25 protein-coding genes and 2 pseudogenes are annotated in these 25,527 nt (G+C 46.8%); 13 read left to right on the forward strand and 14 right to left on the reverse strand.

The genetic code is table 11. The features are described from left to right. The first annotated feature begins 220 nt into the window (after positions 1–220). The 4 genes from IX91_RS24775 to IX91_RS24790 are packed head-to-tail and all read left to right on the forward strand — an operon-like array spanning position 221 to position 2,475. A complete protein-coding gene (locus tag IX91_RS24775; RefSeq protein ID WP_004743245.1) occupies positions 221–547 on the forward strand; it encodes a hypothetical protein in 327 nt (108 codons plus the stop codon). Next, complete coding sequence (locus IX91_RS24780) at positions 547–1,194, forward strand: type IV secretion system protein (protein ID WP_004743246.1); 648 nt, start codon at positions 547–549, stop codon at positions 1,192–1,194. The genes IX91_RS24775 and IX91_RS24780 overlap by 1 nt, the downstream gene beginning before the upstream one ends. Before the next feature lie 9 nt (positions 1,195–1,203). Next, positions 1,204–1,467 (forward strand): EexN family lipoprotein, encoded by a 264-nt coding sequence (locus IX91_RS24785; protein WP_004743247.1) that lies wholly within the window; start codon positions 1,204–1,206, stop codon positions 1,465–1,467. A 9-nt stretch (positions 1,468–1,476) separates the two neighbouring features. Further along, positions 1,477–2,475 (forward strand): type IV secretion system protein, encoded by a 999-nt coding sequence (locus tag IX91_RS24790; RefSeq protein ID WP_004743248.1) that lies wholly within the window; start codon positions 1,477–1,479, stop codon positions 2,473–2,475. 576 nt (positions 2,476–3,051) lie between these two features. On the opposite strand, the gene IX91_RS24800 is transcribed toward IX91_RS24790, so the two are convergent. The 3 genes from IX91_RS24800 to IX91_RS24810 all read right to left on the reverse strand — a co-directional run bounded on the left by IX91_RS24800 (position 3,052) and on the right by IX91_RS24810 (position 7,788). After that, entirely contained in the window at positions 3,052–3,888 is an 837-nt protein-coding gene (locus IX91_RS24800) for an aminoglycoside O-phosphotransferase APH(6)-Id (RefSeq protein ID WP_000480968.1), read from the reverse strand. After that, on the reverse strand, positions 3,888–4,691 hold the full coding sequence (gene aph(3'')-Ib, locus IX91_RS24805) for an aminoglycoside O-phosphotransferase APH(3'')-Ib (RefSeq protein WP_001082319.1): 804 nt from the start codon (positions 4,689–4,691) through the stop codon (positions 3,888–3,890). The genes IX91_RS24800 and aph(3'')-Ib overlap by 1 nt, the downstream gene beginning before the upstream one ends. Positions 4,692–4,809: 118 nt before the next feature. Beyond that, positions 4,810–7,788, reverse strand: a complete 2,979-nt coding sequence (locus IX91_RS24810) for a Tn3 family transposase (protein WP_000985631.1) — start codon at positions 7,786–7,788, stop codon at positions 4,810–4,812. A gap of 150 nt (positions 7,789–7,938) precedes the next feature. Here IX91_RS24810 and IX91_RS24815 point away from each other — a divergent pair, with 150 nt between their 5' ends. From IX91_RS24815 to IX91_RS24835, 6 genes and pseudogenes are all read left to right on the forward strand, one after another. Then, entirely contained in the window at positions 7,939–8,535 is a 597-nt protein-coding gene (locus IX91_RS24815; RefSeq protein WP_081999247.1) for a DUF1173 family protein, read from the forward strand. A gap of 15 nt (positions 8,536–8,550) precedes the next feature. Beyond that, positions 8,551–9,054: a hypothetical protein gene (locus IX91_RS24820; RefSeq protein ID WP_004748775.1), complete on the forward strand. Its 504-nt coding sequence runs from the start codon at positions 8,551–8,553 to the stop codon at positions 9,052–9,054. Positions 9,055–9,077: 23 nt separating this feature from the next. Next, positions 9,078–9,263, forward strand: a pseudogene (csrA, locus tag IX91_RS26905) (carbon storage regulator CsrA); the annotation flags it as partial. Between the two features lie 78 nt (positions 9,264–9,341). Further along, a pseudogene (locus tag IX91_RS26910) lies at positions 9,342–9,479 on the forward strand (cold-shock protein); the annotation flags it as partial. Between the two features lie 86 nt (positions 9,480–9,565). Then, positions 9,566–10,006 carry a thermonuclease family protein gene (locus IX91_RS24830; RefSeq protein ID WP_408068363.1) on the forward strand — a complete coding sequence of 147 codons (441 nt, stop codon included), beginning with the start codon at positions 9,566–9,568 and terminating at the stop codon, positions 10,004–10,006. Further along, on the forward strand, positions 10,003–10,821 hold the full coding sequence (locus IX91_RS24835; protein WP_004748778.1) for a nuclease-related domain-containing protein: 819 nt from the start codon (positions 10,003–10,005) through the stop codon (positions 10,819–10,821). Before IX91_RS24830 ends, IX91_RS24835 begins: the two co-directional genes overlap by 4 nt. Before the next feature lie 51 nt (positions 10,822–10,872). On the opposite strand, the gene IX91_RS24840 is transcribed toward IX91_RS24835, so the two are convergent. Genes IX91_RS24840 through IX91_RS24860 form a run of 5 tightly spaced genes read right to left on the reverse strand, consistent with a single transcriptional unit; the run spans position 10,873 to position 13,747 of the window. Then, complete coding sequence (locus tag IX91_RS24840; protein WP_004748779.1) at positions 10,873–11,955, reverse strand: site-specific integrase; 1,083 nt, start codon at positions 11,953–11,955, stop codon at positions 10,873–10,875. 2 nt (positions 11,956–11,957) lie between these two features. Continuing rightward, positions 11,958–12,485, reverse strand: a complete 528-nt coding sequence (locus IX91_RS24845) for a hypothetical protein (protein ID WP_004748780.1) — start codon at positions 12,483–12,485, stop codon at positions 11,958–11,960. Between the two features lie 10 nt (positions 12,486–12,495). Continuing rightward, positions 12,496–12,795: a hypothetical protein gene (locus IX91_RS24850; protein ID WP_004748781.1), complete on the reverse strand. Its 300-nt coding sequence runs from the start codon at positions 12,793–12,795 to the stop codon at positions 12,496–12,498. 9 nt (positions 12,796–12,804) lie between these two features. Then, on the reverse strand, positions 12,805–13,185 hold the full coding sequence (locus IX91_RS24855) for a DUF4262 domain-containing protein (RefSeq protein ID WP_004748782.1): 381 nt from the start codon (positions 13,183–13,185) through the stop codon (positions 12,805–12,807). 1 nt (position 13,186) lies between these two features. Then, on the reverse strand, positions 13,187–13,747 hold the full coding sequence (locus IX91_RS24860; protein ID WP_004748783.1) for a hypothetical protein: 561 nt from the start codon (positions 13,745–13,747) through the stop codon (positions 13,187–13,189). A gap of 342 nt (positions 13,748–14,089) precedes the next feature. Between IX91_RS24860 and IX91_RS24865 the strand changes: the two genes are divergently transcribed. Continuing rightward, the gene (locus tag IX91_RS24865) at positions 14,090–15,109 is read left to right on the forward strand and encodes a DNA-binding protein (RefSeq protein ID WP_004748784.1); all 1,020 of its coding nucleotides are present in this window, start codon (positions 14,090–14,092) and stop codon (positions 15,107–15,109) included. Positions 15,110–15,127: 18 nt separating this feature from the next. Here IX91_RS24865 and IX91_RS26590 read toward each other — a convergent pair whose 3' ends face one another. The 5 genes from IX91_RS26590 to mobH form a co-directional block, all read right to left on the reverse strand. Further along, entirely contained in the window at positions 15,128–15,484 is a 357-nt protein-coding gene (locus tag IX91_RS26590; RefSeq protein WP_162096984.1) for a hypothetical protein, read from the reverse strand. Positions 15,485–15,867: 383 nt separating this feature from the next. Further along, the gene (locus IX91_RS24875) at positions 15,868–17,826 is read right to left on the reverse strand and encodes a hybrid sensor histidine kinase/response regulator (protein ID WP_004748786.1); all 1,959 of its coding nucleotides are present in this window, start codon (positions 17,824–17,826) and stop codon (positions 15,868–15,870) included. Continuing rightward, on the reverse strand, positions 17,816–18,715 hold the full coding sequence (locus tag IX91_RS24880; RefSeq protein WP_004748787.1) for a hypothetical protein: 900 nt from the start codon (positions 18,713–18,715) through the stop codon (positions 17,816–17,818). Before IX91_RS24880 ends, IX91_RS24875 begins: the two co-directional genes overlap by 11 nt. Position 18,716: 1 nt before the next feature. After that, positions 18,717–19,310, reverse strand: coding sequence for a hypothetical protein (locus IX91_RS24885; RefSeq protein ID WP_004748788.1), 594 nt, complete (start codon positions 19,308–19,310; stop codon positions 18,717–18,719). Between the two features lie 236 nt (positions 19,311–19,546). Next, positions 19,547–21,463, reverse strand: a complete 1,917-nt coding sequence (mobH, locus tag IX91_RS24890) for a MobH family relaxase (RefSeq protein ID WP_004748789.1) — start codon at positions 21,461–21,463, stop codon at positions 19,547–19,549. A 162-nt stretch (positions 21,464–21,625) separates the two neighbouring features. Here mobH and IX91_RS24895 point away from each other — a divergent pair, with 162 nt between their 5' ends. Next, positions 21,626–21,982, forward strand: coding sequence for a hypothetical protein (locus IX91_RS24895; protein ID WP_004748790.1), 357 nt, complete (start codon positions 21,626–21,628; stop codon positions 21,980–21,982). A gap of 884 nt (positions 21,983–22,866) precedes the next feature. Here IX91_RS24895 and IX91_RS24900 read toward each other — a convergent pair. Next, positions 22,867–23,940, reverse strand: coding sequence for a replication initiation protein (locus IX91_RS24900; RefSeq protein ID WP_004748791.1), 1,074 nt, complete (start codon positions 23,938–23,940; stop codon positions 22,867–22,869). 196 nt (positions 23,941–24,136) lie between these two features. Between IX91_RS24900 and IX91_RS24905 the strand changes: the two genes are divergently transcribed. After that, positions 24,137–25,525, forward strand: a complete 1,389-nt coding sequence (locus IX91_RS24905; protein ID WP_004748792.1) for an AAA family ATPase — start codon at positions 24,137–24,139, stop codon at positions 25,523–25,525. Positions 25,526–25,527: the final 2 nt, after the last annotated feature.

Below are 25,527 nucleotides of genomic sequence, written 5' to 3' on the forward strand. Positions count from 1 at the left end.
GGCTTAAACACGAATGAACAGCGACCCTAAGACGGCCGCTCAGCGACAGCGAGAATACGCCAATAGACAAAAGCAGATGGGACGCCGGCAACGCTCTTTCTGGCTTACCGATGAGGAACACCAGGCGCTGAGCAAACGGCTAAAGGAAATTCGAGCGGCGCGGAACGGGGGTGATGACCCCGACCGCGCCTAACCATAACTGCCTGAATAGGAGGCAACCATGGCTAACAACCAGTGTATCACACACACCTTCACCGACAGCGGCCTGTCTCGGCTATGCCGATCACACGCAGTCGAACGGCTCGCCATTGAGAGCGAGATTCAAACGCTGATGATCACCGCCGGTTATGCCCGCGAATTTCTGGCCGAAGGGCCGGAAGCCCTGCCCGAGGATTTCTTTAGCTGCATCGAGGAGATGAAGGAAGTCCTGGAGTCCATCGACCTGAAAAGCCTGGATTTTGAAAAACGGTCGCTCACGCTCAAGCGGAGAAAACGCCGCCTGGAGGCCAAGGCGACCCGCCAAAACAGCCAAAAGGAGGCCCAATAATGAGCATCAAGATTTCGTGCGCACGAAAAATGGCCGGCGTCGCCCTCGCCGCCGCTATCGGTCTGTCCCAGCCCGCCATGGCGGGTGGGATTCCCGTTATCGACGTGTCGAGCCTGACCCAGCAGATTTTGCAGGTCCAGCACATGCTTAGCCAAATCGAGCAACTGAAAAGCCAGCTCGAAACGGCGAATAAAGAGCTGGACAGCATCAGCGGGGTTCGTGGCCTGGCCGGCGTCATTGACTCGACTTACGACACGGCCGTGGATGTGGACCCCCAAGGGGTCCTAGACCGCTACGGCATCCGCAGCGGGAGCGACTACGGCATGAGCGGAGACGTGGCCGATCTGTACGACAGCAGCAACCAGAACGCGGCGACTTGGCTGGCTCAGTCGGAGAAGTCCCTGGAGCAGGCGCAGGAGCGCTTCCACGACCTGACCGGCCTGGTGGCCCAGGTCAACAACAGCCCGGATCAGAAGGACATCCTGGACCTCCAAGCCCGGATCGGCGCTGAGGAAGTCATGCTGGAGAATGAGATGGCCAAGCTGACCATGCTCCAGTCCCAGGCAGAAGCCAACCGGGCAGTTCATGGCCAACGCGTTCAGCAGATGGCCATCGAGTCGTCCGGCGAACCCCGCGATATTTGGTAAGGAGGCCCTATGAATATCAGGAACATTTCGTGCGCACGAAATTTTGCTGTCGTGGCCCTGGTCAGCTTCGCGCTGACCGGGTGCTTTGACAACACCCCGGATACCGGTCCGGTGCAGACCGTGGACTGGTACCAATCTCACGACGACGAACGCCAGGCGATGCTGGAAACGTGCGCGAACAATCCTGGCGAGCTGGCAGACGACTCGAACTGCGTCAATGCCCGTGAAGCTGAACACCTACTGTCCAGCGGCAAGCCCCGCGATATTTGGTAAGGAGGCCTCATGGATCTTTTTCAAGGGACGTTCGAGCTAGTCGACAATGTTCTAGACACTTATATTTCCAGCACAGTAGGGGACCTGATCGCACACATTACCCCCATTTTCACCAGTATGTTGATCGTCTGGATTGCCATTTGGGGCTACATGATGATGTTCGGTAAGGTCAGCGAACCACTGCAAGAAGGGGTTTTTCGCATACTCCGAATTGGCTTCATTATGACTCTAGGCCTAACAGTCGGCACTTATATGGATGTTGTCGTGGATGTGTTGGCCCACGGTCCTGAGAAAATAGCGTCTGTCATAACTGGTACCCCAGCCGACAGCATGGCTAGCATTATGGATACCCTCTTTTCTCGGGTCTTCGAGATAGCCGATCGCGCTTGGGACAAAGCTGGCGTAATGAATGGCAATTTCGGCATGTATCTCATTGCCTTAGCCATTCTATTAGCCGGCGGCGTTGTAACCGTTATCATCGCGGCACTTATCCTGATCAGCAAGTTTATGACTACTTTGCTGCTTGGCATTGGGCCACTATTTATTATTGGCCTACTATTCAATGCTACCCAGAGATTCTTCGAATCCTGGCTTGGCCAAGTGATCAATTTTGGCATGATCCTGGTACTTGCTGCCGCCGGTGGGCGTCTGACTCTTGAGTTTTGTGAGCTTTTCCTAGACAGAATGACCGCAAGCGGCAGTGATCTAACGACTATGTGGGATGCCGCAGCATTCGTAATATTCTTTGGTCTTTGCTTTCTGTTCCTTAAGCAGGTTCCTGCAATGGCATCGGCTTTGGGTGGGGGCGTAGCCCTGGCAACGCAAGGTGCTCTAGGGTCAGCCATGAATGCCATGCGCCCGTCCACAATCCGCCGGCAATATCGCGGTATCCAACGTGATGCGCGCTTGGCAGGTAATGCCGCTGCATCGCCTTACCGTGGAGCCAAGAAGGCTTATCACGCCTACCAAAAACGTTTTGGTGCCGGCAACACAATCACGGGAGGATAACGCCATGGAATCCAAATGGATCGACACCTGGCGCACCCGCTGGGCGCGCTTAAAACGAGGTTGGGAGCTGGGGATAGCAGGATTGATCCTGGTATCCGGCGTTCTGCTGTTCGTGGCCTTGATACCCGAGCTACCCAGCATGGTATGGGGCACTCTGACCGGAGACGGTGAGGCCGCCCGTACCCTATTCGTCTGCGCGGCCGGCGTAGCCGTGTGCGTACTCCAATGGCGATGGCGCACAGCCTTTTACCCTCAGCTCAGGCGCGACGCGGCGACCGCGCGCGACAAGCCCTCTTCCTGACCCTTCCGGCCGTGCATCCAGTGCGGCCGTTTACTTCTTCTTAGAAGCCTCTCCTTTCAACTCGGCCAGTTGAGCCTTGATGGCGTTCAGCTCCCCGGTAAGGGTTGCGTTCCGCTCCCGGCACTCGGCCAGTTCCTGCCGGGCCTGCTCGCGTTCCTGCTGAGCCGTTGGGGTCGTTTGCGGGAGAGGGCGAAATCCTACGCTAAGGCTTTGGCCAACGATATTCTCCGGTAAGATTGATGTGTTCCCAGGGGATAGGAGAAGTCGCTTGATATCTAGTATGACGTCTGTCGCACCTGCTTGATCGCGGCCGCGATAGCTAGATCGCGTTGCTCCTCTTCTCCATCCGCGTTCCAAGCTGCGGAAAGGCACCCATAAGCGTACGCCTGGTCGAGCAGGCGACGCGGATCGACGTCCAGCGCACGAGAGAATGCGTCCGCCATCTGTGCAATGCGTCTAGGATCGAGACAAAGGTCGTCTCTGTCAGCCGGATCGTAGAACATATTGGCGGCGCCAAAGCCCACTTCACCGACCAGACCGACGGGATCTATCACCAGCCAGCCGCGACTGGAGAACATGATGTTTTCATGATGCAGATCGCCATGTAGCCCACGCAGTTCCGAGGCATTGCTCATCATTTGATCGGCTATAATCGCCGCGTGGACGTAGTCAGTTTGACAACCTGCGTTTTGATCATCGCGCGCCCGCTGAAACAAAGCTGCAAAGCGATCCCGGATCGGGAGAAGGGCAGAAGGCAGGGGTTCCTCAGATGCGGCATACAGCTTCGCCATTAGTTCCGCTGCAATTTCGGTCGCCTGGTAGTCGCCGTGCTCGGCAACGATGTGAGAGAGCATTCGCTCCCCGGCATATTCGAGCAACATCAGATTGTTCTCACGACCGAGCAACCGGACTGCTCCCCTCCCATTGCGCCATACCAGATAGTCGGCCCCGCGCAGTTCATCAGCAATGTCTTCTATAGGTTTCAATCCCTTGACGATTGCAGGAGTCCCGTCTGGCAATGAAACTTTCCAAACGAGGCTGGAAAAGGTGTCCGCAATGAGAACAGGTTGCGAAACGTGCCAATGAGCAGGAAAAACAGGCGGCATGAACATCAACCCCAAGTCAGAGGGTCCAATCGCAGATAGAAGGCAAGGCGTTCGCGGTCGGGGGCTTCGATCCCCAATACATTGAATAGGACAGCGAAGGCGCGCTCTGCTTCATCTGGCGCTGCCCAGTTCTCTTCGGCGTTAGCAATCATGAGTGCCAAATCGGCATAGCGATCTGCTGTTCCGAGCCGCCCAAGGTCGATCAGACCCGTGCATTGAAGAGTTTTAGGGTCCACCATGAAGTTCGGCATGCAGGGATCACCATGGCAAACAACCATATCGGTGCGCTCTTGGTCGAGCCGCACCGGTAGCTCTCGTTCGACACGAGCCAAAAGATCGAGCTGCGGCGTACTCTTGTCCTCGTCCGGTAAGAAGTCGGGATTGACGGCATTGCGGGACACCACATCAACGGCGCGTCCGAACATTCGCGACAGCCTGCGCTCAAACGGACATTGATCAACCGATAGGCTGTGAACAGCGCCAAGTTGCTGCCCCATTGACGGCCACGCTTTGAGCAAATCCGCTCCAGACAGATCAGCCGCCGGTACTCCCGGAATTGCCGTTATCACCAAGCATGCACCCTCCTGTTCCTCCTGCCAGTTGATCACCTCGGGGCAAGCCACACCTCGACCTTTGAGCCAAATGAGGCGGTCACGCTCTCCAGCGAGCTCACCGCGGCGGGAAGCAGGTGCGATTTTCGCGAAGGCATGCCCGTCACCACGTCGAAAAACAAAATCACCAGATTCTCCGCCTCTGACAGGCAACCAGTCAGAATGCGATTCACCAAAAAAAATATTAGTTCGATTCAATGGAGGTTCCTTCAGTTTTCTGATGGGGTTCTAGGGATTTTCCCCTCTAAAAAGACATAATCCTCTGTAGACCACACCAATAAATGGCTGCGGAGGTGGTTTACTTTCAGCTTGGAGCCTAATCATCCACTATCGGCCTTGTTATTTCGCCAATATTGGGCAATTTCCCAGTATTAGTGAAGTTATACGTTCCGCTTAAGTTGATATTTTGCCACGCAACGGGCGAAACAGCACGAGTGATACCCGCTTTCTCTTCATCTCCTCTCGCTTCAAAGTGTCCCAGAAGATGACTCAGTATCGCGGAGTTGAAGTAGATGATCGCGTTGGCAAGCAATCTTGCGCATTCATTCCAGATAGCGATTTCAGACTCGTTTTTGCCACGGAACTGATCACCATTCACCGACGCAATGGCTCGTCTAAGGAAGTGCCATGCTTCTCCCCGGTTCAGGGCACGTTGCACATACTGCCGCAAACTGGCATCGTCGATGTAGTCAAGTAAATATTGCGCTTTAACCAGTCGATTATACTCCGTCAGAGCCTGTAATATTGGGTGTCCAGAAGGGTAACCAGACAACTTTCTTACCAGCATTGCTTGTGTCGTCCGCTTTGTCTGAAGTGACAGAACAATACGCCTGATATCTTGCCATCCCGTTGTAATAACATTCGTTCTGATAGGCTTCTTTAGCGCCAGTATGGTGCTGCCTTGTTCACTTTCAGTCACATCAAACAGATCATTGATGACACTACTGAACTGCGCGTATCGCGGTGCAAAACTGTAACCGCATAGATCCAGTAAGGCGAAGTTAACATGATTGACACCGTGTGTATCTGTCGAGAGTACGTCAGGTTTGATTTCACTGCTGTTGGATTGTAACAGGTCATAAATATAGTGTGATTCGTGCTCGTTGGAACCGATGATCCGAGCATTGAGGGCGCTGTGGTTGGCCACCAGTGTCATGGCCGTGATCCCTTTGTTGGTGCCGAAATACTTAGAGGAGTACCGGGTTTTAAAGGTTTCCAGATGGGTTTCGAATTTCTGACCATCCGCACTGGCGTGCAACTGGTCCTCCTGAATATGGTAGTGGCGGAAGATGGGTAGCGCTGCAACCGCATTATTGATCACGTCGCTGGCGTCATGCAGCGTTTCAGGCCGGATATAGTTGGCCTGCACCGTACTCAGGTGTTCATAGCTTCGATCGGAGATCTGCGCCATGCCATACACACCACGGTGAGTGGCGTTGGCAATCAGAATGGCCAGTAAATCATCCTGATGAGTGAACCCTTGTTTTTGTATCGGAAGTACATGAGTCAGACATTTCATGAACCCGGTTTCGCGCTCTACATACCGCAGTACATCCGCGATACCGACCGGTTGCATTCGCTTAAAAAAGGGATTGTTGACCAGAGATGTAGCGCTTTTGGTCGGCAGACGCCAGCGGGTACCGGTACGATTTTTCATGATCACATTTCGATTGTCTCCCTCATCAATATGGAGAGCAACGTCTTTGAGTGCACTTTCCAGCCGGTGTTGTTTCTCCTGTAACAATAACTCTGCGGGCTGTTTTAGTCTGTCCAGTGTTGATGAGGCCAGCAAGGTATCCTGCGATGTCTGGGGGATCAGGTCGTCTTCCAGTGCGCGGTATTTGGTAACATTTGGCAAATAAATGCGTCCATTCAGTCGTGAGGTTAACTGCCGGTAGAGCAGCCATTCGTAACGTTGCGGGTTAACGTTATCCTGTTTAACCAACCATGGGAGGTGCTTTTTCGGGATGAGCGACGTATCCATCGTCTTCAGTGGTCCACCGAATGCGATTTCCGTCTGCATCTGTTGAAGTTGGGCGACGACGGCTTCTGAGCCTTTACCGGCCTCACATTCAAGACACAAAAACACCTGCCTTAACAGTTGCTCCAGGAGATTGCATTGTTCATCGTAATGTTGCCACTGGTACTCTTCCACGGTCCGTTTCTGTTTTTTCAGGTAAAGGCAGAGGGTCTGGATATCCCTGTCATTCATGACCTTCAATGCCTGTTGTCTGACTACTGAGAAGGGTTGATTATCATCAATGTTCTCATCCACAAACAGATGCAGTAACTCTGCCGCTTTCGTGACATTGTCCGCGGCTGACTGCCAGGACAGGAACACTGCTTGTTGTGCAAAGGTGTTGGCAGCTTCTTGTTGCTTGCGGATATGGTAAATGAACCCATCAGTTAACCGTTCCAGTGCCAGTTGTATCCGCTCTGTCAGGTGACATAGCAACCATAGATGCTGCTGTGCGCGTTTGAATCGTTTGAGTTTACTACCGTAATAGTTGATGAGCTCACCGAAGTGTTGTCGATTTTTAAGAGACAGATTAAGCCCATCGATAACGCCATTGATTTGCGTGCGCCATGGCGCTAACTGATGATAAAGGGCAAGCTCTTTTTTAAGTTCAGGTACGGTCAGACTTTTTGCACCGCCTCTGAGCTGGTTCAGGCTTAGTCCGTCATCAATGGCTGTTATGCTGTCCAGAAAGACGTGAAGTTCAGGACTGGTGAGTTGATTAAGTTGGTGCGCCAGGTCTTTTCTGACCTGCTGCATCGCTCTGCTTATCAGTCTCTGGAGTACGGTGTACCTAGGGATAGCAATGCTGTGACTGGTTAGGAATTCAATAGCAGTATCAAAGAGGTAACGCGGCTCCAGCCAGGCATTGCCCACCTGAACAAGGTGGTCGAAAAGAGAATTGAAGTGCTGACTTTCGTCCCATTTGTGATAACCAGCAAGGTCTAATACTTTTGCGTAGAGTCGATCTTTTTGTTTTTGTGAGGGAGTGAATGGTCTGAGCCCCTTGCCGCCAAGCAGCTCTTTACTGATGAACATTAAATCCTTAGAAACCTGCGAGTAAGCGATATCTAGGATGACGGGCTTTGATTTGAAGTATCCCAAAATCGCGACAAAGTAACATCTATGAGCTCTGAGACGAATTGACCGAAAAACTGCCAATTCCGCATCGTTCAGAGAAAAGTACAGACGTTGTTCTTCGATTGAAAAAATGGGTGGGGAATAAAGATCTGCCTGTTCTGCTCTCGTGAGAATAGTAATTTCGTTTTTGATGGCCATATCAGGGCTGTTCCGTATTAAATGTACGATATTTACCTAATTTGCCACACTTATAAGTAGTAACCCACCTCCGCAGCCATTTATTGGTGTGGTCTACAGAGGATTAAGTCTTTTTAGAGGGGAAAATCCCTAGAACCCCACAAAGATGAAATTGTGGCCAGACGCAGACAGTTCCTATCCAAGTTGAAAAAGCAGGGCAACAAACAGCCTATGGGCATACTCATTGGCGAAGTGAAGACGATCGAAGAAGCCCGGTTTGGATTCAAGATGATCGTCAAGCATATGCCCGATACTCCGGTTTACATGGGAGAGGATGTTTACAAGCGAATAAATAAGGCCTTCTCCACTGAGCTTGCTTTTTTCCATGAAAATGAATCCATTCATTTGCTAACAATCTGTACTTTTCTTCTTAGCGCATCCGGCAGTCCCCAGGTGGATACCATCTCTTTCATGGCCGTGGATCGGAATTGGCTTCCCTTTGAAAACATAGAGGAGCTTGAACTCCTGGAGCGGCTCTGTACAGGGAAGCGTCATTTCATCAAAGGCTTACGCTACAACCTTGGATCGTCTGATGTCATAGCCTCGGTTCTTCTAACCGATACTGAAGGAAAACCTACGGCTGTTTACCTGGTTCCAGCAGGAGCGACAGAGAGCTATTACGACGAGCTGAACGCGGTTGTTAGTCATAGCGAGTTACCAAGTCAAATCCTTGATGTGAATCAGGAAGATACCCTTAGCGCCGTTTAAGAAGTAGGAATAACAATGAGAACACTCGACCAGAATCAAATAGAAAACATCTTCCAGGAGTTGAGAGACAATATTTCGCCTGAGCATGGTAAGGCAATCATTGGTCTAGATAATGTAAAGCCTTCACACCACGAATTTGAGAGCCTCGAATGGCGATACCGATTAGGTGGATACACCGAAGCTCTATGCGCTTGCGACATCCTGAGCAATAGTGTTTATGAGTCTGCAATCGCTGAAATATTCGGCCAAAGGCCAAGGGATGGAGCAGACCGTCCTGGGCGAAAACATAAGTACAGCGTGGACATCAAAACGGAACAAAACAAGCAGTTCACGTTCGATGTGCCATCAATGAACCCACTCGATGCTTACTTTCAGCTCACCAAACGTATTGCTTATAAAACGATACCCGGTATCGTCTCTGTATTGGTATACGCTGGCTTTCATACTGATCGAAAACCTGATTCTTCACCTCTCAGATCCTTTGAGAAGGACGAGCTGGTATTTGTAAGCCTCGTTTAATCTATTCAAAGGAACGTGTCATTATGCTCATATTAACTCGGCGAATTGGTGAAACTCTCATGATAGGCGACGACGTTTCCGTCACCATATTGGGGGTCAATGGTAACCAGGTACGAATCGGAATCAACGCACCAAAAAACATTGAGGTCCATCGCGAAGAAATATACCTCAGAATTCAGCGCGGTGACGAATATCAACCCTCCGATAACCTTGGCGGTGGTGAAAAAACGGGAAGTATCTCTGACATGGTTTACAGCAAAGGATATGGATTCATTTATTCACCGGGATTCGATGACAATATCTTCTTCCATGCTTCCGGTGTTGAAGATAACTTATTTAACGACCTCCACGAAGGTATGGATGTTTGCTTCTCAGTAGAGCGGGGCAATCGTGGCCTAGTCGCAACCGGAGTTAAGAAGGTATGAGAATCCTAGCTCCAGCGAAGTTTTTGTATTCATTTCTGATTGTTCTGTTCGCTTTAGTATCGCCGTTTTCATTTGCTGAAAGCTTCATGGCGAAGGTTGTCGGTGTCTCCGATGGAGATACTGTAAATGTTTTGACAGATAAGCCGTGCAATTCCGGAAAAAACTGCAAAAGCGGTAAGATCCAGTATCGTGTTCGTTTAGCAGAAATTGATACGCCTGAGAAGAAGCAACCTTATGGCAGCCGTTCCAAACAGGCCTTATCGGATCTTGTGTTCGGACGCCTGGTAAAAGTCGATACTGTTGACACTGACAGGTATGGCCGCCTGGTAGCAAACCTTTATGTTGACGGGAAGTGGGTTAACGCCGAGCTTGTTAAATCTGGCAGCGCCTGGGTGTATCGGCAGTATGCAAAGTCTCCCTTACTCTTTGAATTTGAAAAAGATGCGCGAATCAACAAACGTGGCCTATGGGGCCTACCTGAAGCAGATCGTATTCCACCTTGGGAATGGCGTAGGAATAAAAAATGAGTAACCAGATGATGGACGCTTTTACCAGTGCGCTGATCCCTCAAGCGTTGAATCTTGCAGGTCAGTTCTGGTGGCTCATTCTATTGCTGATTATTGTTTCCATAACGCGCACAGCATGGTTCAAAGGCGTTTTCGGCGAATGGATCGTGAACCTCATATTACGCAAAAATTTTAAGGAGCCTGAGTACTCACTATTTAAAGATGTCATGCTGCCAACGGAAGATGGTACTACACAAATAGATCACATCCTGTTGTCCAAGTACGGCATCTTCGTAATCGAAACCAAGAACATGAAAGGCTGGATATTTGGCAATGAAACCAGTCCGTATTGGACACAGCAGATATTCAAGAATAAGTTTAGGTTCCAGAATCCACTTCGCCAGAATTACAAACATACCAAGACACTTTCAGATCTTATCGAGGTTGACCCAGCAGTAGTACATTCGATTATTGTTTTTGTCGGTGACGCCACATTCAAAACTCCAATGCCAAACAACGTGCTAACTGCCTTCAAACTGCGCCGTTATATCAGTGAATATTCACACCCTGTCATCGACGACACTGCTCTGGAGGCAATTAAAGTATCGCTTAGTCGAGGTAAACTAGATAACTCATTCACAAACAAGCGAAAGCATATCGCTCACGCTAAATCACTAAAGAAAATGACAAATACAACCCCTGATGAAAGGGATACGACCAACTGTCCTAGATGTGGCGGTTCACTCGTTATGAGAACGTCCAAACGTGGAACAAACGAAGGAAAACAGTTCCTGGGATGCAGCAACTACCCGAAATGTCGTTTCATTCGCCATTAAGCTGACAATCAGACACCTAAATTGACTGACGGCTTACCTCAAACAGCCCTGTTAATCTTCAGGGCTACTGAGCCGTCTAGGGTTTGTATCGCTGAGAAGTGATCCTGTCTGTAACTTCCTCTCAATAATCTTGCTTGGCAGGGAAGACTTACCATCCAGGTAACGCATTGCTGTTCTGGTATCTCTCCAACCGATCCACTCTTTCAGTTCAGCAACAGAAGCTCCAGAATCTATAATCCAGTTCGCAACGCCACGGCGCATACTATGGGTACTATATTCCTCTGGATCAACGCCTCCGGATTCCAAAAGCCCTTTGAAAAGCTTGTTGATCGAGTTTGGATGTATATGGGTTTCTGAGACATCTCCCCAACGACTAACTTTTGCAAATAGCGGTACTTCGCTTTCTCTAAAGGATTTTACATCGACACCACTGCACCTTGCTTCAATCCAGTCTCTAATCGCTCGCATAGGACATAGGTTTGGCAGTGAATCCAGTTTCTTTGTCGTTCCCTGGCCATCTCTATCCGTTTTCGATTTTGGAAGAAATAACTCGAAATATGGGGTATCTCCATCCCAATGAAATTTGATGTCACAAGCACGGATGTTAATGAGTTCGTCGGAGCGCAATCCAAACCAGAACGCCGTTAGCAGCATGGCCTTGTCTCTGATAGCTCTCAGCTTCTGGCTATTCTTTTCATCCTCAATGTTCTCTTGAACTTCATCCAGGTGTGAACATACTTTTTCAATGACTCTTAACGGTGCCGGTTTTGCCTGTTTAGGCTTTTTACCAAACTTCCGCCGTATTCCCCGCATTATTTTCCGAACAAGCTCCGAATCATTAGGATTATGCTCAAAGCCGTTTTCTTTGTGCCAGCGGCCAATGAGAACCCTGCGTTGTTCCAGAGTTGCAACACTCAGCTTACCGGCGTACATCACGAGGTAATTCTTCAGATCCTCATCTGTGCACGGGAGCCGTCCACCAAAGACCTTTGTGAAGTGTTTGACCGCATTCTCCAAAGCTCTATTGGTATTGTCGTTCTCGGATGCGTCCAAAATCGTTGCTTCTTTGGCAAGCAGGTCGAGCTCAGCAGACCTTCCCACGAAAGTGGGATCATCGTCCCTTCGATCAGTCATCTTCACTGTTCCTTAACGTAGCTGTCTACGATCGACTGGATGCTTTCTGAGTTCATCACTGGAGACTCAGAGTGCGCGACTATCAACTCCAGAGGTGATTCAAGATTAGCTCTATCAATGATCACCAGAATGTGTGGCTTCTTAGCTCCCTCTGTAGAGAATGCTCTTTCAGAAAAGCTCTGCCACTCCGTCAAACCAGGCAGGGCTCTCAGTGCAAGCTGCATTGTGTTGAGCTTATGGGTTTCATCAAATGGCATTTCCGGATCGGCTATAACATCCCATGCCAGAACAAAATGTCCCCAATGAACAATCTCTAAAGAACCTGGGGCTGGGATACTATCCTTGCTGCACCCAAAGAGAACTACACCTGACTCTTTGCTGTCGATCAGATAGAAGCAGATTTCTGAATCGATCGAGGAAACATCGCCATCAATATCCCAACCAGAGGCAGCAATCCTTTCCTTTAGGGCCTCTGCTTGTCGTTTCTTCTGGAGGTGAGCCGTAAAATCAATGACAATACTTTCAGCCATAATTCCTCCTTTAATCGCCTTTGCCAGAAAGAAACTGCTCATAGAATTCCTGCTGGTTCGCAGTTAGGGCTCTGAAACCCGTAAACTTTCCATCTGCATGGCGTAACTCATCAAATCGTCCCATAGTGTCCTGATATACAATCCGTCGATTGGATAGATCATAGAGCTGAGCCAACGATTCAACCGTATAATCTGCGGCGTTAGTCACAGACGCAAAATCTGGGTCATCATTATCTTTGATGAGAATGAACGTGTCGGTATCCAGGATAACTGAATAGGAAGAGGTCATTCTTTGTTTACCAATAGCCATGCACCTCTCCTAGTGGAAATCCATTGAAACATTAAGCACGTTGAAATCCCACGAGCCATAGTAAGTACGTGCAGCGAAGAAATGCCTACGCTTTTCCATATCCGAAAAGTGCTTGAGCTGCGGTTGAGGCTCAAAGATATGATCAATGCTTTTCACCTGATCAAGAATCAACAGCCCCATTTGAACAGCTTGAAAAATCACCTGGAACATCTCATCAGCTATTTCCGAAGATTGCCCGAACAGAATCAGATCTGGCGAACCAATATTTTTCATTCCGACCGTGTAGCTGTAGCCTTTCTCATGCATAACATACAGGCCGTTCTTCAACAGTGCGCGGTGTATCACTTGGTTATGGCTTTGAATGCCATTCTCAAAAATCTTCAATTCCATGTTACCTCCGAAATGGGACGACAGGGCTTGAATTAAAATAGCTCGGGTTGGCTACTTCATCCCTCGCGATCACAGACTGCGCATATTGCTTAATAAGCTCAGCTTCTAGGATTGGCTCCTGGCTAACTAAGCCAAAAGGGCGGAGAGTGCATTCATTCGTATGACGGTTCCGGTAGAGCAGGATAATGAAATGCCGGTGGCCATCTTTTTCATTGGCGCACAGTGTTTGATAGCTGGTCGTATTAACCATATAAATACCAATCAACACGCCCAGCTCTTCAACCCGCTTCCGGACTGCTCCACCAGAGGCGTTCACATACCGCTTGAACTGTTGATCAACGGCACCACAAACCGCCTCAATTGGCTCCTTTACCTGTTTGAGCCTAACCAGATCCTGTTCAGTAAAACCCGCCAATGCGATTTGCTCGCTATCGAAGGGGTCATATACATACGCATTTACCGCTATATCTGAGTTCGCGTGAAAGCCCTCCATATTCCAGGATTTGCTGCTCAACATTTTCTTGAGCTTCTTTTTGGCCTTATGTGCCTGAATGTCATCCATAGTTATCTCCAATTGCTGGGTTCTCTATCCAACGTACACCAGGTCTTCCAACCAGCAACCCCAATCAAAGCGTAGGTTTTCGTCCAAATGCCTCCGCAGGCCTTCACCTGACCAATATTTTGAAAGCGGCCAAAAACCGTGAATTTTCAAAATTGGCGAACTTTACCACCCTATCCTATCCCAAATTTTAACCTAAGGCTAGATAATGTTCTATTATCACGCCTTATATATTCCATATCAACGGCTGGTTTTCGCCATGTTTCTTTATATGTTTCTTGTCACATGAAATATACTAAGCTATTATACTGGAAGACTGAGACTGCATCCCCCGAGGAGAGACAAATGGCTAGACCGCCAGTTATTGGATACGAGGACGTCGAAGAAGCTGTGCGAATGCTTCAGGACAAGGGAAAGCCAATCAACCCTTACCAGGTAAGATCGGTACTTGGGAAAGGCTCCGAGGCCAAAATCCTTTATTATCTGAAAGGTATGGGGCTGGACATCGAATACCAGGACGAAGATCCGCTGACAAAGCGAATCGTTAACTTGGTGCGCCCGGTGGTAGTCGAGTTGAATGAGCAGTACGAAGAACAGATCCGAAAGGAAAAAGCTGGCCTGATTGAAGAGCTGTCCTCTGAAAGAGAACGAGTTAAGTCATATCGAGACCAATTGGCCGATATGAGCGCCAAGCTGAAAGATGAGACCAGTCGCGCAGACTCCAGTTTAAAAAAAATCGAACAGCTTCAAACTGAACTTAACGCTGAGCGCAAGGCTTTGGCAGAGCAGAAGCAACGCACATTGTCACTGGAAGAAAAACTAGATAGCACGAATACCTCATTGAAAGATACCAGGCTACACCTGGAGTCCACTAAGGCTGAGCACAAGGAGTTAGTGGTTCTGCTCAAAGATGAACACGCTCGAACCCTCCAGGGCTACAAGGAAGCGCTTGAGCAATCCAATCGATCCGCAGACCGAATGAAGGCCCAATTGGAAGAGACAACCACAGTCGTAAGTAAACAGGGATTGGAACTTACGGCCCTTAAAGAACGTCTCGCCGAAGCAAGCCAAAGAGAGCAATCCTTCATTGTCCAGATAGAACAAAAGGATCGTCTAATCTCTGAGCATTCATCAAAGTTAGAAAATTTATCCTCAGAACTCGAAAAGCTTTCAACAGAGATACAGGGACACCTCAAAACGATAGCCACGTTGCGTGAGTCTGACGAGGAAAATATAAAGCTGAAATCTGAGAACGCTGCGCTCGTAAAAGCAAACGACAAGCTCTCTACCGAGCTTGATGTGCTAAAAGTGGTAATCGACAAGCTTTCACCCAGGCAGGAGGATAAGGACAAGAAGCCGGGATAAGGAGCCAATACAATTAAATTAAACGTCTATCCACTCTGGCGAAGACACGACTCCATTTGACATCACTGCCAGCCAAGGTTGAGCAATTGCCTTTCCTGGCTCTGAATGTCGATCAACCTCATGCCCATATAATGCATCGTAACCAAGGCGCTTAGCTGAGACGCATATCAACTCAATTAATCCTCTGGCGCTGTTATGTCCTACAACAGAATAAGCTGTATCGAATGGTAGCCCAGTATGGGCTGCCAAATCAGAAGCCATCTTATCTAAATGTGCAGACATAGCTGGATCGTTGTACGCGACCCTCAATACATTTCCTGTCAACCATCCTTCATGCCAGTAGTCATGATTCACATTAAGTGTCCTTGATGCCATCGGATTGCGCATTACCTCTCGACGCAAATGCTCAGAGGCTGCGTAATTAGCAATTGTATCTAATAGCCTGGCATTGGATGATAGAGATACCCTGGCCAATCTGGTTCCAGCTTCCTTTGCGAAGTCACGATTGATAGTAAAAAAGATGGCGGTATGCTGTACGAGTAAATCTTCACCTGGTTTCCTGGGAGGGGGAAGTTTCCAAGTACTAAAGCTCTGGTCGGTTCCGTGGTACCAACATGGTTTATCCAAAGCGTCCGATAATTCAGATGAAATTACGGCCTTGTCCTTCGTGAGTTGATTCAAACAACACTTTTTGTATTTCTTGCCACTTCCACAAGGGCATGGTTCGTTTCTATTACTCCCCAAGTCTACCTCTCAAATTAACTCACTGATCTTAATGAAATTGACCGAATCATATTTCTAATATCAGCAGATGTTATCCCCTTGCTCATTACCTTGTCTGCCATAGACAGCATTTCACGCTTTACTGTCTCGGGGATGTTCGCGTCAGCAGTTATCACAATCTTGGTAGCCTCTTTGCATTCGTGTTCATTGTCGCGAAGAAAACGAAGGAACTGCAATCCATCCATACCAGGCATATGGTAGTCGATCAAAAGCAGGTCGAATTCAAAATCCTCGACATGCCTTATCGCATCGGATGAGCTTGAGCAAAAGGTGACTTGAACATCTTTTCTCCGAAGAAACTCCGGTGATAGAAGTTCTTCCATTTGGCTAAGATACTGTGCGTCGTTGTCAATCACTAATACTTTTAATCCATCTTCGACAATGTTATGCACATAGGATGAACTGAACCCTAAACCGTTACCTACGGACACTACTTCACTTCTACTCTCGATGGCAGTTTCGTTCTCGATGGCGATTAGTTCAGATTTACAATCGGCAGGAATGCGAATGGATACTTTAGTTCCAAAGTCTTTCTTACTTTCAATCTCAATTGTTCCACCAAGGAAATCTGCGAATTTGTGCATCGTGGCCATTCCGATACCCCAACCATCTCGTTTGCGCTTGATGTGATTCTGCAATTGATTTGGTCGAGCTGTTAAGACCTCAATGTCTTTCTCTGTCAACCCAACACCACTATCATGAACAGTAACGAGAAGGGCTTTATCTTCTACCTTGTACGATACTTTAACGAATCCCCTATTGGTATATTTCACCGCATTATCAATAGCATTTGAGATGATGATCGATACCAGGTCATAATCAATGTAAACTTGATCACGCATGTCTCCCACAGCAAAGCAATTCCAAGATACTGCCTGCTTTGCTTTACACTTGACTGAAAACTGTTTATCGAGATCAGAGAATAGTTTTCTGACATCTACCCAATCATCATTTCTGGTTAGCGATCCGTTTTCGAGTGCGGATAAACAAAGTATTGAAGTAATGTGCCGATCAAGGGCATCAATATCAGAGAAACATTTTTTAAGCGTAGACAAAACATCAGCATGACGCTTTTCAGAGTTGTGATGGATTGCTATATCAAGAAACGTCTTAATACTTCCGATTGGAGTTCTGAGTTCGTGAGCAGCGATCTGCAATATGTTGTGCTTTAATTCGTAAATCTGTTCTTGATGTTCAATATCACTCCAATTTTTTTCCAACTCTTTAGAAATCGTATTGAAGGATTCAGCAAAATGTGAGATTTCCCTAATTGTAGAATCTTCTGATAATCGTATTCCTCTTTCACCTCCGGCCAGTCGATTAGCTGAGACTACCATGTTAGAGAAATTCCTGGTGATGGAGCGGAGAACGACAAAAAAGATAACGACGGTTATGACGCCAAATAAAAATGAAAACAGAAGGGATTTTAGAATAGGAGAAATCGCTGCATTGGCACCGAAAACATCAGTGTACGAAATTAATAATGTACCCACATGCTTCCGGTCAGGAGGGTCGCTATCTTCATTCAAAATATCATTTTCGATTACCGACTTAGTTATTGATGACGCTGAGTAGATCGGTAATTCTTTTGAACTAAGATCAGAAACCTCTACACCATTATATCCATCGCTTTTTACAAAACCGATAATGTTATTATTCGGATCAAGAACAGTAATACTGTAGATAAAGCTGTAATCTTTCAGATCATCAAGAGTAGCGTCAATGATTTCTTTGTTACCCGCTTCAATTGCATAGGCAAGGATATTTGTTGAATGGAGCTCGGTAATGCCCTTGATGTTTTTAAGCTCTAAGTCAACAAGCTTTTCATTTTGATGGTGTATGGTAAAAATGATCGGCGCGTAAATGACGATCGAAATTAGTACCACTGATGCACAAAGTAATGTCTTATAGGAAATCCTTTTCTTACTGCTCATGTATTTCTCCATACTTCATGAGATTTCTCAAATCCAACTGAAACGCCTCTGCTAATTTTAAATTAACAACTACCTTGGCCTTAGTTGGTGTCGAGGTCGTAGTAGACAACTCTCCCGTTTCATAAAATGAGTGAATTCTGTTTACCATTTCCGACAAGACAAGCTCCTTGTCGAAGTAGGCCGCGGCGACGCACCCTACTCCTCCCTCAACTAATCTCGGCGTATACGCGATCGCTGGAATGTTGAGTTGGTAGAGTGAATAGAGCATCGCCTTCAGCGAGTGCGGATCATAAATTATACTGGACGGTATAACAATGAATGCATCCAGATTGTTGTCCTCTACGAATCGAGCAATGAGCTGGGCCGGATTCTCAGCCTCATTCAACTCCTTCTGTACCAAGGAAAAACCACCAATTTTATCAGGCAAATCCCGCCCAAATAGGTAGTCTGTCTCACTATCAACAAAAACTCCGATACGAGGCTCTCGCCCAGGATACATTTGCTTGATCAGCTTGACGTGTATTGCCGGATTGATGTCGCTGAATACCGCCGACCTTAGAGGGCCTGCACGGTATTCTGATCTTGGAATGAAACCACTTAGTACGGGAAGGTATCTGAAGCGCTTATCATGGTTGACTGCATGGGTAGCTTCATTGCCAATAGTGACTACTAATTCATAGTCATCGAGTGATGGCGGTAAATCAGTATACAGCCTCAACTGCCCTGCACTTCCAGGTGCAGCCTGGATTATGGAATGAGCAAGACTGGCATATTGCTCAGAATATTCGGGGACAACAACCATGACTTCTGCACAAGCCAGTCTTGCGAGAGCAATTAGAGCGCAACCAAACAGAAGTCCGCCGATATTCCCTTGTGGAAACCGGCGCATATCATTTTTTCTTTTTATTCAGAAGTTCGGACAACTCTGCCTTGATTGCCATACGCAAATAATCAGATGGGCAGTCCGTTTTAAATGGGTCAGAGTAGTCTTGTGCGAATTGGGCAACTTTGTCCTTCAGCCTAACGAGATCTTTACTGGACAACGATTTAAAATGTTCGCCTGTCTCTTCTGTAACAAGCGACATGATAACAAACTGTAGTTTTTCCTCGTTGTCTTTAGCTTCCTGCTGGAGATCTGTAATTGACGGAGCCGGTTCGCCAGATTCGTTGACGAATGGATAAAAACCTCCAACTTTCCACCAGGTCTTTATCTGAGAGATGTCGTGACGAAATTTGTACTCAAACTGAAGCGCTTGGATAGCAGCATCAATCTTCCGCATCGGCGGAGAGTGCTCCTGAAACCACGACCGAACGGTTGTGTATTTCAGATCAGCAAAAACGCCTGGGGATTTTTCAGCAAGATAATTCTGGAATTCGGCGACCCTACCCCTTCCTTGTTTGAAGCCTATTTGATCCAGAATGTGATTAAGTCTCTCGCCTGGTAGTTCAAAGGCTTCAAGTTCAGTGTTTCGGTTAGTGTTCATTGTTCGCGCTATCACCTTTTTGGGGTGAGTCTCCTATCATTGCAGCATGGACAGCCACAAATAGGGGCTCAGGCGACGAAAATCCTATTTACGGCACAATTTATTGTAGTTGTTGCCTCTTTTCGGGGCCAAAGTGCAATAAAAATCATAGAATCAAATATACTCATTTTGATAGCGCAAGTCCATGATGGACATCCAAAACGGCCCGATCTATGGCTATCCTTCCTTGGGGTCCGTCAAAGGTGAATAGTCATTGCCTTGTTTGCACTGAAGTTTGCTAAAGAGGGAAAGCATTCCCTATTGAGAAGGTATACCCTCAACTCAGATTGGGATCGTTGCCCTTCAACTGACATCCTGACAATGTTTTGGCCATTTGAGCCTCGCTGATGAATGTCAAGTGATTCCAGTTCTTTCTGGAGTAAGGTATAGACTTTCTTGTCCCCTGCCCTTTTCTCGTATAAGCGTTTCTTCAGTGAATTTTTGTCCAGATACAGGTTGAAAATCGCCGGTGTAACCAAAGCAACGTGGTTTTCTAGGATATGTACCGGAGCCTTTGATTCATTCACTCGAATGTTCCGGCGCGAGATGCCCTTCAACAACCAGGCAACGAAGTCGTTTTGCACAAGAAGGTCCTCTTGCACTTTTCTGGAGTGCTTCCACAAGTTCCTAGCTTCACTGGAGCTAACGCCGGTATTAGCATGGACATAGCTTTGTGCAACTTCCGGGATCTGTGCTTTTGTTTGCTTAGCAGTAAGGTTTGACTGAGACTTCGTTGTTGGCACCTTGACTTCAAGTTGTCTCTGCTTGTCCTGTAAGACTTCGCGTTCGGCCTTAGCTACAGGAAGTTCCTTTGGGGGCTGTATGTGCGGCTTATCAAGGTCAATCTTTTGATTGAGTACTTCTGTGTTCTCATTCTCAAGAGGCTGCTGTGTTTGAGAGAAATTGTCAGATTCCTCCGGATCGCTTTCAATAACATTCCCAGCCTTATCGACCGGAAGCACTTCGCCATCAAAGGTATCAGGATTACTTGTTGGCCAGATGATTTCGTTCTTAAATCTCAAGAAGGTTAGTTTCTGTTGCCAGTTCTTAGCAAAGTCGTTTATCTCTGCGGTCCAGACACTCTCCCCTTCAGAGTTCGGTATCAGCAATTCATGCTCCCTCAACACTTCAAATAAGCGCACAATGTTTTTGGGGATACCTTTGTGGCCTTCGTTTAGTAACTGGACTCTAACCGCCTCCATTGTTGCTTTTGATACCACCCATGTATCAGTTTCAGTTACCCATATGGCTGCACCTGGCTTATTGCGTTTGAGATCTCCGTCATTGATTAGCTTCCTTAGAGAAACTATCAATTTTTCATGTAGTGGTACGGCATTGGAATGATCCGTTCTTATGCCGGTATCAGCTCCAAGATTCTTAGCTACGCTTGCACTATCAGCAGTTCTTACGATTTCTGCGATGGCCTGTCCACCAAAGGTTGAGTGGGTCACTGTGCTAAAGAGTTGAGCAAGCAGTTCTGTGTCCTCAAAAACCCACTGGGCAGCTTTCCTGGTCAGCAGCCTTGGCAAAAGTGACATTGCAGCTTTTTCATGAAGCGATTTCGCTATCTTGGTGTTACTAGCTCGCTTTTTGTATCGGTAACTGTACTCTGCTTCAACTGGAATGTTTCCATACCAGGGATGCCAATGTTGGAATTCCCCTCCCCTTTCCCTATAAACAACCTCAATATCCGTTACGATCTTGCCTATATCATGCGCGAGAATCGCAATGAAAGCTCCAAACCTCCAGCGATCAGATGCTGAAGCAATATGTTCAGGTTCTGAATTCGGAGGTAAGACATATCCTTGAGCGATTCTGATGCCTGCATGGAGCGCTTCCAGAGTGTGGTCAATCAAGCCTCCAGCTTTTGAATGATGGTGGATTTCAGAGGCGGGAACCTCCTGAACTAACTCAGCGAATTGTTCTATCGCATAGAGGTAGTGATTAGCCCATACCTCTTCAGTGATGCTGAAGAGTCGTTTGATCTTTCTTATCAGGGCTTGACGCTCAGAAGTATTCAAAAGGTCCTTCCCGGATCTCGCAATCGAATACTTGGGTAGTGTCTGAACAACTTCGTTTTGATCCGGTTTACGTCTAAAAAATGTAGTTAACATGGGCATACCTCCGCAACGATAGGATGCCCTAGTCTAAAACAGCAAAGGAGGGAAAAAGGGTCAGTGGAGCCTGACCTAAAAAGCATCGTAGCGATAGGTCTCGTGTAGGAAAATCAGGAGAATCGGAAACTTTAAACTTCATACTATGGTAAACGGCTGGATATGACACAAGACAAAACAAAGCTGACCGCATTCACTCTCAAGCTGAGTGACGATGATAGACAGACCATGAAGCTCGTTTGCGCCGTAGACAGTGCTTTCAAGTATCAATATCAAATGTTCGATGCTGCTGTGTACTGGGCGATAGAAAACAAAGAAAAGTTAGTCGCTATAGCAAATCCCAAAGATGGTGATAACCGCTCTTACTACGTCAGTGATACTGCTGATCAGATTAAAGTTTTGGAAGAACAGTGGAATTGCAACACCACGAGGGCTCTCTATACAGCGGTGGTGACTTATCTGAAGTTTCGTGAGGCTGGTTTAAGGGTAGATGACAAAATAGCTTCTAAGGCCTCTTAATTAGCTCCTGATGATTTAGCCTTTACGTCTTTGTGAAGGCTTCCTTTCCTTTTTTAAAATAAAATATATTGGCTTTGCGCCTTTCACATTTGGGACCGTAGGTCGGATTAACTATAATAAATACAAAGTATTTATTATCTGTTTAAAAAGAATAAATAACGGATTAATGACGGTTTAAAAACGGTAGGCCCTCGGTAGGGTTTCTCGCTAATTGTCCTGTAACCCTTGATATTACTAGCCTCCATCATTTTTTCGCTATGCCAAACCTTGGTGTTTTACTATGCCAAACCTTACTACTGCTCTATGGGAAACCTAAGTGGTATTCACTGCCAAACCTTGGTATTATTCTACGTCAAACCCTACCCTTCTATTTTTATACATCGGCGTCCACACGATATACACAGCATATCAACACCTTAATCACAGGTTTATGCACATGTAGCTGTTCGCGATCCCCTTTCTCTAGCATAAACCTTAGTACTTTTAGTTCGATTTATAACCAGATATGCCCTTTCTATGCCAAACCTTAGTATTGCTCTATCTCAAACCTTACTAAGGTTTGGCATAGAGTTTGGCTTGTATTGTTGCTTATCTTAGCTAAGTGTTTGTAAAAATTGATGAATTACAGATGAAATTTGTACAAACACATAGAAATTTACCTCATTTGGGCATTTTTTATGCTCTGCCCTACTCTATCCCAAACCTTTGCTTTCATAGCTTCTTATGGATTTGATGCCCAACTCTATCTAAAACCTAAGTAAAAAATGCTGTTCCAGCGTGATTTTTGGACTTTGGGAGGCGCTTTTGGTGAGGTTTGGGGTAGAGAAAGGCCGGTATTCAGCTAGATCCCGGCAAAAACTGAGGTTTGACGTAGAGAAAGGATTTTAAAAGTCGATTTCGTCTTTGATTTCTTGGATACGTGAGACTGGATGCTCTTCAGGCTTCGGATCGTTACCCAGCAGTGCGTTCGCAACCTTGTTGTTGGCAGCTACCTGCTTTGCAAAGGTATTGGATGCATATAGTTCGAACCGCCAATCAACTATTTTTTTGCCTTCTTTTTTAGGGATCATTTCGTAACGTTCGAGCACATCCTCGTTAACCAGGTCATCCATAACGTCTTTAAAAAGTGCCTTGTCCTGGTAGGTATTCTGATATGGGTCCTTCATTGCGCTGATCAGTGTGCTGAGTAAGATCGTATAAGGTTTACCTGGAGAGGCCTGAACCCAGCGGTGACACAACCTTTTGTAGGTTAGTCTGGTGTAGTGGCGTTTAAACTCCAGTGCTTTTGCGTAGTTGTACCGTCTGAAGTTCAAAGTAAGGATCACATCAGTGACCATTGGATGGAAGCAGACGAAGGAACGAGTTTCCTTTTTATTGCCCCTGTCCGCTATGGCCATGATTGGGAAAAATGGCGCTGATAGGTCTATTGAGTTGTCCATACTTTGTATCGAAAGTATGGAACGATTCATTATATGGAGAGCTTCTCGGATCTCAGAATACGAATATGACTTCCCTACCCTCTTGAGCTCTTCATAAATTTCATAAAGCGTGAAGGCAATCCCGACAAACTTTGTGCCAGCGTTTGTACCTGTTGTTGCTTCATAGGCTTCAGCTCTTCGTTCGGTCGCAAGCTTGCGTAGTACGTCTTCTATGATCTCTTCCCTCGCGCCTGGAAAAACAAAGACCCTTTGCTTTGTGCCACCTTTTACACGCTCAATATTTGCCGCTGTGACAGAGATCCGAAGTTCCATGTCTTTGTAGTTGGTTATGCGGGTGAATTCTGTTTCTTCTGCCGAAGCTGAACTCAGGTATTTATTGTGCTTGTCGTATAAGAATTTACCGGCGAGATCGTAGATTTCGAGAGTATTGCTGTAGTTCTTGTCCAGTAGTGGATCAAGCTCGAAAAGATCAAGGTTAAGTTGCTGCGACTTAATCGGCTCCAAATCATTTTTATTCATATTTTTTATTCCTACCGCAACAAAAGCTTCATACCCAAGATCACATTAGAGCACCAAATACGGCTTATATTAACAGATTGCCCTTAAAAATTAGCATATTCACCAAATAGTGCTTTTTTTTAGTAAAGCGTGAATATAGAATCGGATTATCCACGATACGTGAAAAAAGTCAATTTGAACAGCAAAGGATACCGAAATGACCGATAACGACACCCAAAAAAGCTACCTGCTGGCTTCTCTTAAAAAGATCAGCACAGTGGTAAAACGCGGCGAGACCATCATGAAAGAGATTCCTGGCCTGGTCCGCAAGACACAAAAATCCAAGCATGATCCGGAGTGGCTGGAGGTCGCTCAGGTAGATGAACGTATTCAGAAACGTCGTTACGGTACAACTCAGGCTGCTGAGCTTGCAGGTATCAGTCACTCTCTCCTTTACGCGGCAGAACAAGATGGGCGACTACCAGAACCAGAGTATCGTTTAGATACAGCTAAGAAGGTTCGTTCTGGATACACCATGAATCATATCAATCATATTCGCCAGGTGTTCAATACGGCTCCTCGAAAGCCTGAAGGTGCGTCTGCTGCTGTGGTTGGCATCCTCAATTTGAAAGGTGGAAGTCAGAAGACAACTACCTGTCACTTGTTTTCTCAGTACCTTGCTATGAAGGGGTATCGCGTTCTCTTACTTGATACTGATCCCCAAGGGTCATTGAGTTTCTTCTTTGGGAAGAGACCCGACGATAACGTTCATTATGAAAACACCATCGCACCGTTCTTTCTGGAAGATGACGAAGCGCTGGTAGAGGCCGGACATCCAGAAGGCGCTTCTCGGTCTTTGCATTATGCGATTCAGAAAACCTACTGGGACAACATCGACATTATTCCGAGTTGTTTGCAGAACCTTAATATTGACTTGATGATGCCGAAGGTTATGGATGATGCGAACGTCCCTTTCATCGACCGAATTATGAAATTGCGTAGTGGGTTGGTTGAGGTAGGAAAGGATTACGACTTCATTGTTATTGATGGAACTCCTTCTTTAAACATCAGCACGCTTAATGTGGTGTCTGCATGTGACATGGTTTTTGTGCCCACTCCAGCGGCTATGTTGGACTTTGCATCAACGCTTCAATTCGCAGGTTTGGTGGCTGAAACCATTGAGACATATGACGAAGGAGGAATCTATCCAAACGTCCCTGACATGCGTTTCTTCATTACAAAGTATTCCGGCAGTAGTTATGCTCAGTTCATGGGCCAGATTATTCGTCGTGTGTTTACTGTCGAAAGAGGAGATGTTCTATCTAATGAAGCACATGCCTCTGACGAAATTGGTAAGGCTACAAACTCTACTTACTCAATCTATGAACAGAATCCCGCAGAGTCTGATAATCGTAAGAGACTGAAATCAACTTGCGAGATGTTCGATAAGTTATTTGAAGAAATGCACGATGCAGTTTGGGAAACATGTTACGAAGAGGTTCTGAGAACTTCGCATCTGGATAAAATTGATCAAATTATGGCAAACGCAGATTCAGTGAAAGCGGAACTGGAGGAAGCAAAAGCTAGAGCAGGGGAGGGTATGTAATT

Origin of the sequence: Vibrio tubiashii ATCC 19109, assembly GCF_000772105.1 — a bacterium.
Lineage (GTDB): Bacteria > Pseudomonadota > Gammaproteobacteria > Enterobacterales > Vibrionaceae > Vibrio > Vibrio tubiashii.